This window comes from Halobacterium sp. NMX12-1 (assembly GCF_040435975.1).
GTDB lineage: Archaea > Halobacteriota > Halobacteria > Halobacteriales > Halobacteriaceae > Halobacterium > Halobacterium hubeiense.
On the sequence record NZ_CP159204.1, the window covers coordinates 1,882,184 to 1,893,819 of the forward strand.

An 11,636-nucleotide genomic window follows, 5' to 3' on the forward strand; every position below is an offset into this window, starting at 1 on the left:
GTACCCGCGTTTCGATGGCCGACGCATGGAACGACTCGACTCTCGCGTCCGCTTCATCTGGCTCTTCCGCGTGTTCGTCGGCTCCGTGGTCGCCGGCGTCGTCGCCGCCGTCGCAGCGGGCGTCGTCGAGCGCGTGACCGTCTCGCCCGTCCTCGTCGGGGGCGGCGTGTTCGGTGCCATCCTCGTGCTCGGCGCCGTCCACGCCGTCCTCCGGTACCGGGCGTGGCGCTTCGAGGTCCGCGAGGACACGCTCTACATCGAGCGCGGCGTGCTCGTGAACGTCCGCACGGTCGTCCCGTACGTGCGCGTCCAGCACGTCGACGCGCGCCGCGGGCCCATCGAGCGCGCGCTCGGCCTGAGCAGCGTCGTCGTCTACACCGCGGGGTCGCGGGGCGCTGACGTCTCGATTCCCGGGCTGGTCGCCGAGCGCGCCGACGACGTCCAGGAGACGCTGCGGCGCCTCGCAATCGAGAGCGAGCCCGAGACCGGCGACGCCGGGGATGCGGTGTGAAACTCCACCCGCTGTCGATTCCCGTCCGCGCGGTGTCGCGGGCCGTCGGCGTCGCGTGGGCGTTCATCTTCGCGGGGTTCGCGTTCGCGGGCGGCGACCCGGTGTTGCTCAGCGGCGTCGTCGTGCTCGTGGTCCTCGTGCTGGCCGCCCTCGCGGGCTACGAGGTGGCGTACTACCGGCGCTTCGACTACGAGCTCACCGACGACAGCCTCGACATCGCCTCGGGGGTGTTCTCGCGGCGCGAGCGCGAGATTCCGCTGCGCCGCGTGCAGAACGTCGACGTCACGCGGTCGTTCGTCGCGCGCCTGCTCGGCATCGCGGTGGTCGACGTGGAGACGGCGGGCGGCGGCGGCACGGAGGCGAACCTGCGGTTCGTCGGCGGCGAGGAGGCCGACCGGCTGCAGGAGGCGATTCGGGAGAAGCGCGCGGCGCTCCAGCGAGAGGAGAGCGCAGAGGCCGCAAGCGAGGAAGCGGAAGCCGCAGAACCGACCGCGGGCGGCGAGACGCTGTTCGAGCTCTCGGACCGCGACCTCCTGTTGTACGGCGCGCTCTCCTTCGACCCGCGCTTGGCCTCGGGCGTGGTCGCGCTCGCGACGTTCCTCGCGCCGACGTTCGGTGACCGCGTCTCGCTGTCCGGGCTCGGCGTCGCCGCCGTCGTCGGCCTCGCAGTCGTGGCGGCGCTCGGGCTGTGGGCGGCGTCGGCGGTCGCGCGCATCGTCCAGTTCTACGGCTTCCGGCTGCGCCGCGTCGGCGACGACCTGCGCTACGAGCGCGGGCTGCTGTCGCGGCGGGACGGCACAATCCCGCTGTCGAAGCTCCAGACCGTCGCCGTCGAGGAGAACGTCCTGATGCGCCGGTGGGGATTCGCGTCGCTGGCCGTCGAGACCGCGGGCTACGCGCCCGGCAGCCAGCCCAGCGGCGGCTCTGAGGCGGCCATCCCCATCGCGCCCCGCGAGGACGTGCTGTCGCTGGCTCGCACGCTGGAGCCGTTCCACGACTTCGAGGTCGAACGGCCGCCCGAGCGCGCCCGCAAACGCTACGTCCGCCGGTACCTGCTCGCGGGCCTCGCGGTGGTCGCGGCGGGGTTCGCCGTCGACCAATTCCTCGCGAGCGTGCCGTGGTACGCGGCCGGCGTGTTGCTCCTGCTGGCGTGGCCCGCCGCGCGGCTCTCGCATCGCCACCGCGGCTACGAACTCGGCCCGGACCACGTCGTCACGCAGGGCGGGTTCTGGAACCGCAGCACGCGCATCGTCCCCTACCGCCGCATCCAGACGGTCATCCGACGGCAGACCGTCTTCCAGCGGCGCTGGCGGCTCGCGACGGTCATCTTCGACACCGCCGGCTCGCGCTCGATATCGGCGGGCGACGCCGCGGCTTTGGACCGCGACGAGGACGACGCCGACGACGTCGCGGTGACCGTCCGCGACCGCGTGCTCGACGTCGTCTACGAGCGCGAGCACGACGACGGGACGACAGACTGAACGGTTTTTTATCGTTCGCCCGCACACGACCACGTAATGACCGAGTTCGACTACGACGAGCTGGGGCTCGTCGCCGGGCTGGAAATCCACCAGCAATTGGACACGGCGACGAAGCTGTTCTGCGAGTGCCCGACGGAGCTCCGCGAGCCCGAGGAGGCCGAGCGGACGTTCACGCGCTACCTCCACCCGACGCGCTCCGAATTGGGCGAAATCGACGAGGCCGCCCTCGAGGAGAGCAAGGTCGAACGGGAGTTCGAATACCTCGCGTACGACACGACGTGTCTCGTCGAGGAGGACGACGAGCCGCCCCACCGCCTCGACGAGGAAGCCCTCGCGACGGCGCTGGAAATCACGCAGCTGCTGGACATGGACCCGGTCGACCGCGCGCACGTGATGCGGAAGGTCGTCATCGACGGGTCGAACACGTCGGGGTTCCAGCGCTCGACGCTGATGGCTCACGACGGCGAAATCGAGACCAGCGAGGGGAGCGTCGGCATCGAGGATCTGATGCTCGAAGAGGAGTCCGCCCAGCGCGTCGAGGAACGGGAGGGCGGCGTGCAGTTCTCGCTGGACCGGCTGGGCATCCCGCTCGTGGAAATCGGCACGAAGCCGGACATCTCGACGCCCGAGCAGGCGCGGGAGGCCGCCGAGCGCATCGGAATGTTGCTGCGCTCGACGGGGAAAGTCAAGCGCGGGCTCGGGACGATTCGCCAAGACGTGAACGTCTCCATCGAGGAGGGCGCGCGCGTGGAGATGAAGGGCGTCCAGAGCCTCGACGACATCGACGACCTCGTGCGCGAGGAGGTCCGGCGGCAGGTCGAACTCGTGGACATCGCCGACGAACTCCAGTCTCGGGACGCCAGCGTCGGCGACACGCAGGACGTCACGGACGTCTTCGCCGATACCGACTCGGGCGTGATTCGCGGCGCACTAGACGCCGACGGCGTCGTCCACGCGGTGCCGCTGTACGGCTTCGACGGGCTAGTCGGCCGCGAACTGCAGGACGACCGCCGGCTCGGCACGGAGTTCTCCGACCACGCGAAGCGCCACGGCGCGGGCGGCATCTTCCACACGGACGAACTGCCGGCGTACGGCGTCACCGAGGCGGAGGTCGAGGCGCTCCGCGAGGCAGTCGGCGCGGGCGAGGACGACGCGGTCGCCATCGTCGCGGACGAGCCCGACGTGGCGACGGGCGCCATCGACGCGGTCGCGGAGCGAGCGCGCACCGCAATCGAGGGCGTCCCGGAGGAGACCCGGGGCGCGAACGACGACGGTACCTCGGAGTACCTGCGCCCGCTGCCGGGCGCGGCGCGGATGTACCCCGAGACAGACGTGCCGCCCGTCGACCCCGACCCTTCGGAGGTTGAGACCCCCGAACTCCTGACGGAGAAAGTCCAGCGGTATCAGGATGACTACGGCCTCGACGCGGGGCTCGCCGAGCAGGTGGCGTACGGCCGCCGGTGGCCGCTGTTCGAGGAGCGCGTCGAGGCGGGCGTGGACGCGACGCTCGCCGCGCAGACGCTCGAATCAACCGTGACGGAGCTGCGCCGCGACGACGTGCCCGTCGAGAACCTCGGCGACGACCACTTCCGCGGCGTGCTCGACCTCGTGGCGGAGGGCGAACTCGCACAGGAGGGCGTGCCGGAACTGCTGGCGGCGCTGGCCGAACAGCCCGACCGGGAAGCCGCCGAGCTTGCCGAGGAACTGGGGCTCGGCTCCGCGGGCGAGGACGAGGTCCGCGAGGCGGTCGTGGAGGTCGTCGAGCGCAACAGCGAGCAGGTCGAGGAAGAGGGGATGGGCGCGTTCTCCGGGCTGATGGGCGAGTGCATGGGCGCGCTCCGCGGGAAGGCGGACGGCGACCTCGTCAGTGAGGTGCTGCGCGAGGAGATTCAGCAGCGCGCGTAACTACTCGTCGGCCAGTTCTTCGAGCAGCGTCTCCAGTTCGTAGCTCTGGAGCGGGCGGGCGGTGTCTTTCTGCCGGGCGATGACGAACGTGGAGTTCGTGCGGTCGACCTCCGGAATCGCCTCGAAGTCGGAGATGAGCCGCTCGACGTCGTCGGAGTGCGGGAGCCGCGCCAGCACCATGAAGTCGGTCTCGCCCATCGTGAAGAACGTCTGCGTGACGCCCTCGACGCCGCTGATCTTCTCGCCGACGTCCTCGTAGCTGCCCTCGTAGGAGGTGAGGACTTCGAGGACGACGGTGACGCCCAGTCCGAGTTCGTCGAGGTCGAGGTCGTAGAGGTCGTTCTCGACGACGCCCTCCTCGCGGAGGTTGTTCAGCCGGTAGTGAATCGTGGAAACGGGGATGTCGGTGGCCTCGTGGAGTTCCTCGGGGCTGCTGGTGCCGAGGTCGGAGATGGCTTTCAGGAGCCGTACGTCGCGTTCGTCCATGCCTGTCGGCATCGACAGGCGCGAGGATAAGGCTGTGGGAGTCGGCTACAACCACTCCGGGCGTCGGTTGGCACAGACGACAATGAACGACCGTTATATTGGGTTGTGAGCCACCGACCCAGTCTTCTTTGAAGAAAACTCTAATATATCCGTAGCTGTTTGTAGAAATATGAGCTACCAACGCCCCGGGTTGGGCGTCTCCCCCGCCGCGCTGATGTTCCTCGCGCTCGGCGCCATCTGGGGGACGTCGTTCCCGGCCATCGAAATCGGGCTGCACGTCGTGCCGGCCCTCTCGTTCGCAGCCATCAGGTACAGCCTCGCCGGCCTCATCATCCTCGGCTACGCCGCCTACGCCACCGACCGCTGGCGGCCCCGCGGCACCGAGGAGTGGCTCGCGGTCAGCGTCGCCGGCCTCCTCGTCATCGCCGTCTACCACGGCCTCCTCTACCTCGGGGAGCTCCGCGTCTCCGGCGCCGTCGCCGCCATCGTCGTCAGCCTCTCGCCCGTACTCACCGCCGGCCTCGCCGCTGTCCTCCTCGACGCAGACGTGGACCTCGTGGAGGGACTGGGCCTGCTCGCCGGCTTCGCGGGCGTCGTCATCGTCGCCTCCCCGGGCGGCGGGGGCACCGACTTGCTCGGCGTCGCGCTCGTGTTCGGCGGCGCCGTCGCGTTCGCGCTCGGCGCCGTGCTCGCGCGCCCGCTCTCCACGGACCTCCCCGTCGAGACGATGGAAGCGTGGGCGATGCTGCTCGGCTCGGGCGTCCTCTGGGTCGGCGCGGGCGCCCGCGGCGAATCCCTCGCCGGCGTCGAGTGGACGCTCCCCGCGCTCGCCAGCCTCGCGTACCTCACGCTGGTCGCGGGCTGCGTCGGCTTCCTGCTGTACTTCGAGCTACTCGACCGCATCGGCGCCACGGAACTGCACCTCGTCGGCTACCTCGAACCCGTCGTCGCCGCGCTGATGGCGTGGGCGCTGCTCGGGCAGGTCGTCGATTCGCAGGCGCTGGCGGGCTTCGCGGCCATCTTCCTCGGTTTCGCGCTGCTCGAACGCGACGTCATCTTCGAGGCCGTCGTCACCACCGCCGACGCCGTCCGCTCCCACTAGCCGGCCGCGTCCCCAACAGCTAACGCGGTCCATTTCGAACTCCCCCGACGTGACCGTCTACTTCGAAGACCTCGACGAGGGCGACGTCCTGGAGTTCGGCTCCTACGACGTCACCGAGGCCGAAATCGTGGAGTTCGCCGAGCGCTACGACCCCCAGTGGTTCCACACGCAGCCCGAGCGCGCCCGCGAGGAGTCGCACTTCGGCGACCTCGCGGCCTCCGGCTGGCACACCGCGTCGATGGCGATGCGGCTCGTCGTCGACGGCCACTTCAGCGAGGCCGCCGCGCTCGGCGCGCTCGGCATCGAAAAGCTCCGCTGGCCGAACCCGACCGTGCCCGGCGACTCGCTGTCCGTCCGCGTGGAGGTGCTGGAGACGCGGCGCTCGGAGAGCGACCCCAGCCGCGGCCTCGTCACGCTGAACCACACCGTCACCAACCAGGACGGCGAGGTCAAACTGGAGATGCGACCGACCGTGATGTACGAGTGCCGGAACAGCGAGTGATGGCGCGAACAGCGGGGAATAGCCACAATAGGTGAGATAGTCGGAGGCTGGAATCGTCGTACGTCGTCGTCCGGTGAGGCTAGCCTCCGCGTTCGGCTGTACAGAATCGCCCACCGGGAAAGGACGTCCCAACTCGCACAAGCTTTTTTCCCAGCGGACCAGACTCTCAACTATGACCGGCCGCGCTTCGTGGTCCCTCCCAGTGGCACTGGCTTCCCTCCTCGTGCTCGCCGGCTGTGCCGGGCTCGCACCCGCGGGCCAGCAGGCGTCGACGCCCGAGACGACCGTCGAGAACTTCTCGTACCCGCCGGGGTGGTCGCAGGACGGCATCACGGATATCGGGCTCCCCCAGCAGACCCACTCCGACACCGTGGAGAACGTCTCGCGGAGAACTCGGTTCGTCACCTCCGACGACGACGCAACGCGGACGATAGTCAGGACCGTCGACGTGGAGGCGGGCACCGTCTCGGTGCGGTCGGAGGCCACGCTGTTCGGGACCACGTACGCGTACTACAGTCCGAACGGCGTCTTCGAGTACGACCCCGAGACCGAGGAGGTGACTCTCCGACCGGACGAGAACTGGACGACAGCCGGCGTCGCGGACGTCGAGCGACTGGACCGGCCGCTCCTCGACCTCGGACTCGCAGCCACCGAAATCGTCACCGTCGAAGGAGTGCCGGCGGTCCGGTACAACGTGACCGGCATCGCCAACCGTGACTTCGCGCCCGCGACCGGCGCGAGCGGCTACGTCACTGTCAGCGAGACGGGCTACATCGCGGCGTACAACGTCACGCGAGGCAACGACGGCTTCACGCGACGGACCACGTACGACCTCTCCGAGTTCGGGAACGCGACCGTCGAGCGGCCGTCGTGGCTGCCCGAGGAGTGACGACCGCTACTCCATCTGGTTCTCGGCGCGGCGCAACAGCCCGAGCACGGTGTTGATTTCCCGACCCGTCGGGTGGGTGCGGCCGACCATCCGGCGGAGCATCCGCATCGCCTTGTCGCGTTTCTCCTCGGGGTAGTCTATCTCCGCGAGGAACGCCTCGGCGTGGTCGTAGAAGCGCTCGATTGACTCCTCCTCGGCGCGGTGGCGCTCGACGTCGGGCAGCTGGGTCTCGTTCATCGCGAGGTCGCGGAGCTCGTACAGCGCGACGGTGGCGGCCTGCCCGAGGTTCATCACGGGGTAGTCGTGGGAGGCGGGAATCGACGCCACCTCGTCGATTCGCGCGAGCTCGTCGTTCGTCAGGCCGACGCGCTCCCGGCCGAACACCAGCGCGGTGTCCGCCTCCACGTCCGCGAGGCTCGCCGATAGCTCGGCGGGCGTGCGGAACGGGAAGCGCACGTGCTTGGTGGCGTCCTCGTTCGTGATGGCGGTGAACCCGACCGTGTGGAACTCCGAGACGAGGTCGTCGAAGGAGAGCTCGCGGGCGTTGGGGAGCACGTCCTCGCGGGCCTGCCCCGCGAACCCGTAGGCTTCCGAGTCCCGGCCGAGGTACGGCGGGTCCACGAGCAGCAGCTCCTCGAAGCCGAAGTTCTTCATCGCTCGCGCGATGGTGCCGACGTTCCCCGAGGTCTTGGCGTCCACGACGGCGACGGCTGGCTTACTCATCGCTCGTGGGGTAGTCGGCGTCCAGGTCCAAGTCGAGGTCGTCGGCGCCCTCCATCTCCGGCCGGAGGTCGATGCCGGCCTGCTCGTCCTCGGGCAACTCGACGTTGTGAATCTCGGGGTCCGGGATGTCCGGGTTCGGCGTCTCCTCGGGGTCGGTGGCGACGTGCTCGGGGCCGTCGTACCAGTCGGGCGCGCGCCCGCCGTCAGCGAACCACTCCCGGAACGCCTCCTGTAACTGTTCGGTGCCGCGGTACTGCTCACCGCCGTCCTCGAGGAACCAGTAGTAGAAGTCGACCTCGTGTTCGGCGCACAAAAGCACTTCCGCGCGGGGCTCGCCGTAGACGGCGGCGGGCGTGTTCCGTGAGGTGTCGTCGTCGCCGTGGAGCAGATAGCAGGCGTCGCAGGGTCGGTCCATCAGCGCCGGCAGTCGGCGCAGGCGCGCGCTGGCGTCGTCGGGCATCTCGTCGAAGTCCCGGTAGTCGCCGCGCTCGTCGAAGACGTCGTCCTCCTCGAAGCGCCACCCCCGGAAGCCGATGCTCACCTTGCTCATTGGCGGCGCGTACGCGGCCGACGTACAAAAGTCGCGTGAAGGCTCCCGTCCCGCGGGAGGCGGCCGGCGTCCCCGGAACCGATTCGCCTTTGAGGGGCCAGCGCCGCCTTCGAGGCATGCAGACGGTCGACGCCGCCGGCCTCCCGATCGGAGACGACCACCCGCCCCGCATCATGGGCGTGTTGAACGTCTCGAAGGAATCGCCGTACGACCCCAGCGTCTTCGACGACCCCGACGAGGCGGCCGCGTACGTCGACGAGGCGCTCGTCGGCGAGGGCGCGGACATCGTCGACGTCGGCCTCGAGTCCGCGAACAAGAAGTTCGACGTGCTCTCCGCCGAGCAGGAACTGGACCGCCTCGAAACCGCCGTCGAGACCATCGAGCGCGTGGAGGGGGACGCGGTGTTCTCCATCGAGACGCGGTACGCGGAGGTCGCCGACGAGGCGCTCTCGCGGGGCTTCGACATGGTCAACGACATCTGCGGGTTCGCCGACCCCGAGATGCCCGCGGTCTGTGAGGCCCACGACGTCGCCGTCGCGAAGATGGCGAGCCCGCCGGACCTCGAACGCCCCGGGGCCGTCGAAGACGTGGACGACATCTACGACGCGCTCGAACTGAACGGCTTCACGGACAAGACCATCGTGGACCCGGCGTTCGGCGGGTGGAGCGAGGCCAAGACCCTCGAAGACGACCGCGAGACCTTCGACCGCCTCCGGGAGTTCCGCGGGCACGGCTATCCCATCCTCGTCTCCATCAACCGCAAGAACTTCCTCCGGGAGGTCGCCGGCCGCTCCACGGAGGAGGCGCTGCCCGTCTCGCTGGCGGCGACGTCGATGGCCGTCGAGCGCGGCGCGCACGTGATTCGGACCCACGACGTCGCGGAGACGCGGGACGCCGCCCTCATCGGGTACGAGTTCCGCCGCGACCGCCACGACGACGGCCGCGTGGAGGAACTGGACGTGACGACCGTGCGGGAGGCCGAGCGCCACGTCGCGCGCCTCGACGGCGACCTCGACGGCGCCGGCGACGCGGCCGCTCGCGCGTACGAGGTCCACGGGCTCGGCGACGACGAGCGCGCGGCGCTGGCGGCCGAGGGCGTCACCGTCACGGGCGGTGACCCGGCGTTCGTCGCGGCCCCCGTCAGTGTGCTCCGCGCAGCAGCCCGGTCGTTGGAATCCCGGGACGGCGTCCTCGCGGAGCTCGCCGCGGCGTGGGCGACCCGCACGTAACGGGAAAGCTTATACCGGCGGGGCCAAAATCCGGGATTGGAAGCCGGACCCCCGCTGGGTAGGGGTACTTCGCGGGGCGTCCCGGCTCGAACCAGGAATCCTTTCATTTATTCAGCCGCGTAGCGACGCCCATGGAGTTCGCCGACTGGGCGCCGGTCTACGAGCGGATTCTCGCCGACTTCGGCTTCGAGCGGCGCGCCGACGAGCGGGCGCGGGACGTACTCGCTGAGTACGCCGAGCCGTTCGACCTGACGCGGCTCGACTGCGCGGGCCAGCGGGTCGCCATCGCCGGTGGCGCGCCGTCGCTGGCCGACGAGACCGCGATCGCGGCCGACGCGGACGTGGTGTTCGCGGCGTCGACGGCCGTTGACGTGCTCGCCGACGCGGGCATCGACACCGACCTGATGGTGACCGACCTCGACAAGAACCCCGAGACGGCGCGCCGGCTCACGGAAGCGGGGACGCCGGTCGCGGCGCACGCCCACGGCGACAACGTGCCCGCCGTCCGCGAGTACGTCCCCGAGTTCGACCTCGCGCACGTCCTCGCGACGACGCAGGCCGAGCCCGCGGACGCGGTGTACGACTTCGGCGGGTTCACGGACGGCGACCGCGCGGCGTTCCTCGCGGACCACCTCGGCGCCGCCGAACTCGTCTTCCCCGGCTGGGACTTCGACGACCCCGCGGTCGGCGAGCAGAAAGCGAAGAAACTGGCGTGGGCGGAACGCCTCCTCTACTGGCTCGAACGCCGGCGCGGCGAGCGCTTCGACGTGCTTGACGGCCGCCGCGACGGCATCGACGCGCTCCCCTGACTACCCGCCGACCGTGACCGTGGCGTCGTTGCCGACGCCGACGGAGACAGTGTCGTCGTCGCCGGTGAACTCGTAGGACTGCTCGGTCGTCTCCCCATCGACCGTGACGGCGACGGTGTACGTGCCGCTGCCCTCGAACGCCGGCAGCTCCGCGTCGGTCTCGGCGCCGACCGTCGCGTTCTCGCTGTAGACCGCGGCGCCGTCGTTCAGCACCTTGACGGTCACGTCGTGGCTCGTCTCGTCGTCGTTGACGACGAGGAGCGTCGTCGTCGCCGAACTCCCGAACCCGAGCGCGCTACAGCCCGCGGTCGCCGCGAGCGCGGCGACGGCGGCGGCCAACAGGACTCGCTTGCCTCGACTGTCCATACGCCACCCTGACGGACGACACGTAAAGAACGCCGGATAGCTCAAAGAACGGTCGAAGTCTCTCACTCGGGGGCGACGACCGCCAGCGTCTCGTCGATGACCGCGCGGTCGGCGGCCCGCGGGAACGAGACGGCGATGGCGTCGATGCCCTCGACGGCCGCGAAGTCGGCGACGCGCTCCCGGACCTGCGCGGGCGTGCCGGCGGCCGCCAGCGTGTCCAGCAAGTCGTCGGAGACGGCGGCGACCGCGCGCTCCTGGTCGCCGTCCTGCCACGCGCCGTGGATGGTCTCGGCGGCGTCCTCGTGGCCCTGCCGGGCGAGCGCGTCCCGGTAGAACGTCCCCATGCCGCCGACGTAGAACGCGAGGTGCTGGCGGGCGAGGTCGCGGGCGCGCTCGCCGTCGTCGAGCGCACAGCACGGCAGCACGAACGTCGTCTGGACGTCCTCGACGTCGCGGTCGCCGAGGTCCGCGCCGCGCTGGAGGTCCGCGTAGCGCTCCTCGAAGCCCGCCTGCGTGAACATCAGCGCGTGCCAGCCGTCCGCGAACCGGCCCGCGAGTTCGACCGCCTTCGGCCCCATGCCCGTGACGTCGATTTCGGGCGCGGGCTCGGGCGCTCCCTGTCGAAGTCGGAAGCCCCGCGTCTGGACGACGTCGCCGTCGTAATCGACCTGCTCGCCCGAGAGCACCTGCCGGACCACCTCGACGTACTCGCGGGTGCGCTTCAAGGGGTTCCCGAAGTCCTCGCCGTGCCACCCCTCGATGACCGCGGGACCGCTCGGGCCGAGGCCGAGGCGGAACCGGCCGCCGGAGTGCTCCTGGAGCGTGGCGGCGGTCTGCCCGAGGAGCGCGGCGCTGCGCGAGTAGGTGTTCACGATGCTCGTCCCGACGCCGATGGTGTCGGTGCGGTCGGCGAGTGCGGCGAGCGTGGTGACGGCGTCCCGCCCCCACGTCTCCGGGAACCACACGCGGTCGTAGCCCAGTCGTTCGGCGCGCTCCCCGATGCCGACGACGTCGTCGAGGGAGTCCTGTGCGGCGACCGGCAGGTGGACGGTGCGGCGAGTCACGCCAACAGGTTCGGCACAG

13 protein-coding genes are annotated in these 11,636 nt (G+C 70.3%); 8 read left to right on the plus strand and 5 right to left on the minus strand.

The genetic code is table 11. From position 1 onward, the window contains the following. Window positions 1-25: 25 nt before the first annotated feature. From ABSL23_RS11575 to gatE, 3 genes are read left to right on the plus strand one after another with little or no spacing between them, the layout of a single operon-like run. Window positions 26-511, plus strand: a complete 486-nt coding sequence (locus tag ABSL23_RS11575; protein WP_059056753.1) for a PH domain-containing protein — start codon at window positions 26-28, stop codon at window positions 509-511. Then, window positions 508-1,992 (plus strand): PH domain-containing protein, encoded by a 1,485-nt coding sequence (locus ABSL23_RS11580; protein WP_059056754.1) that lies wholly within the window; start codon window positions 508-510, stop codon window positions 1,990-1,992. Before ABSL23_RS11575 ends, ABSL23_RS11580 begins: the two co-directional genes overlap by 4 nt. Window positions 1,993-2,028: 36 nt before the next feature. Beyond that, a complete protein-coding gene (gene gatE, locus ABSL23_RS11585; protein ID WP_059056755.1) occupies window positions 2,029-3,897 on the plus strand; it encodes a Glu-tRNA(Gln) amidotransferase subunit GatE in 1,869 nt (622 codons plus the stop codon). Here gatE and ABSL23_RS11590 read toward each other — a convergent pair whose 3' ends face one another. After that, window positions 3,898-4,383, minus strand: coding sequence for an Lrp/AsnC family transcriptional regulator (locus ABSL23_RS11590; protein WP_059056756.1), 486 nt, complete (start codon window positions 4,381-4,383; stop codon window positions 3,898-3,900). A 169-nt stretch (window positions 4,384-4,552) separates the two neighbouring features. Between ABSL23_RS11590 and ABSL23_RS11595 the strand changes: the two genes are divergently transcribed. The 3 genes from ABSL23_RS11595 (at window position 4,553) to ABSL23_RS11605 (ending at window position 6,876) form a co-directional block, all read left to right on the plus strand. After that, complete coding sequence (locus tag ABSL23_RS11595; RefSeq protein WP_059056757.1) at window positions 4,553-5,485, plus strand: DMT family transporter; 933 nt, start codon at window positions 4,553-4,555, stop codon at window positions 5,483-5,485. Window positions 5,486-5,534: 49 nt separating this feature from the next. Continuing rightward, window positions 5,535-5,987 (plus strand): MaoC family dehydratase, encoded by a 453-nt coding sequence (locus tag ABSL23_RS11600; protein WP_059056758.1) that lies wholly within the window; start codon window positions 5,535-5,537, stop codon window positions 5,985-5,987. A gap of 202 nt (window positions 5,988-6,189) precedes the next feature. Continuing rightward, window positions 6,190-6,876: a hypothetical protein gene (locus tag ABSL23_RS11605; RefSeq protein ID WP_353633844.1), complete on the plus strand. Its 687-nt coding sequence runs from the start codon at window positions 6,190-6,192 to the stop codon at window positions 6,874-6,876. Between the two features lie 6 nt (window positions 6,877-6,882). Here the strand turns inward: ABSL23_RS11605 and ABSL23_RS11610 are convergent, their stop codons facing one another. After that, the gene (locus ABSL23_RS11610) at window positions 6,883-7,599 is read right to left on the minus strand and encodes an RNA methyltransferase (protein WP_059056760.1); all 717 of its coding nucleotides are present in this window, start codon (window positions 7,597-7,599) and stop codon (window positions 6,883-6,885) included. Continuing rightward, window positions 7,592-8,149, minus strand: a complete 558-nt coding sequence (locus tag ABSL23_RS11615) for a hypothetical protein (RefSeq protein WP_059056761.1) — start codon at window positions 8,147-8,149, stop codon at window positions 7,592-7,594. Before ABSL23_RS11615 ends, ABSL23_RS11610 begins: the two co-directional genes overlap by 8 nt. Before the next feature lie 116 nt (window positions 8,150-8,265). Between ABSL23_RS11615 and folP the strand changes: the two genes are divergently transcribed. Then, a complete protein-coding gene (gene folP, locus ABSL23_RS11620; protein WP_059056762.1) occupies window positions 8,266-9,378 on the plus strand; it encodes a dihydropteroate synthase in 1,113 nt (370 codons plus the stop codon). A 131-nt stretch (window positions 9,379-9,509) separates the two neighbouring features. Next, complete coding sequence (locus ABSL23_RS11625; RefSeq protein WP_059056763.1) at window positions 9,510-10,187, plus strand: 6-hydroxymethylpterin diphosphokinase MptE-like protein; 678 nt, start codon at window positions 9,510-9,512, stop codon at window positions 10,185-10,187. On the opposite strand, the gene ABSL23_RS11630 is transcribed toward ABSL23_RS11625, so the two are convergent. Both ABSL23_RS11630 and ABSL23_RS11635 read right to left on the minus strand, forming a co-directional pair. Then, window positions 10,188-10,553 (minus strand): hypothetical protein, encoded by a 366-nt coding sequence (locus tag ABSL23_RS11630; RefSeq protein WP_059056764.1) that lies wholly within the window; start codon window positions 10,551-10,553, stop codon window positions 10,188-10,190. It lies immediately after the preceding gene. Window positions 10,554-10,615: 62 nt separating this feature from the next. Next, window positions 10,616-11,617 (minus strand): TIGR04024 family LLM class F420-dependent oxidoreductase, encoded by a 1,002-nt coding sequence (locus ABSL23_RS11635; RefSeq protein ID WP_353633845.1) that lies wholly within the window; start codon window positions 11,615-11,617, stop codon window positions 10,616-10,618. Window positions 11,618-11,636: the final 19 nt, after the last annotated feature.

Excerpts from the sequence above, each read along its gene's own strand:
- ABSL23_RS11595 (WP_059056757.1), top strand. The coding sequence starts at position 4,553 with ATGAGCTACCAACGCCCCGGGTTGGGCGTCTCCCCCGCCGCGCTGATG.
- folP (WP_059056762.1), top strand. The coding sequence starts at position 8,266 with ATGCAGACGGTCGACGCCGCCGGCCTCCCGATCGGAGACGACCACCCG.
- ABSL23_RS11575 (WP_059056753.1), top strand. The coding sequence starts at position 26 with ATGGAACGACTCGACTCTCGCGTCCGCTTCATCTGGCTCTTCCGCGTG.
- gatE (WP_059056755.1), top strand. The coding sequence starts at position 2,029 with ATGACCGAGTTCGACTACGACGAGCTGGGGCTCGTCGCCGGGCTGGAA.
- ABSL23_RS11625 (WP_059056763.1), top strand. The coding sequence starts at position 9,510 with ATGGAGTTCGCCGACTGGGCGCCGGTCTACGAGCGGATTCTCGCCGAC.
- ABSL23_RS11615 (WP_059056761.1), bottom strand. The coding sequence starts at position 8,149 with ATGAGCAAGGTGAGCATCGGCTTCCGGGGGTGGCGCTTCGAGGAGGAC.
- ABSL23_RS11590 (WP_059056756.1), bottom strand. The coding sequence starts at position 4,383 with ATGGACGAACGCGACGTACGGCTCCTGAAAGCCATCTCCGACCTCGGC.
- ABSL23_RS11610 (WP_059056760.1), bottom strand. The coding sequence starts at position 7,599 with ATGAGTAAGCCAGCCGTCGCCGTCGTGGACGCCAAGACCTCGGGGAAC.
- ABSL23_RS11630 (WP_059056764.1), bottom strand. The coding sequence starts at position 10,553 with ATGGACAGTCGAGGCAAGCGAGTCCTGTTGGCCGCCGCCGTCGCCGCG.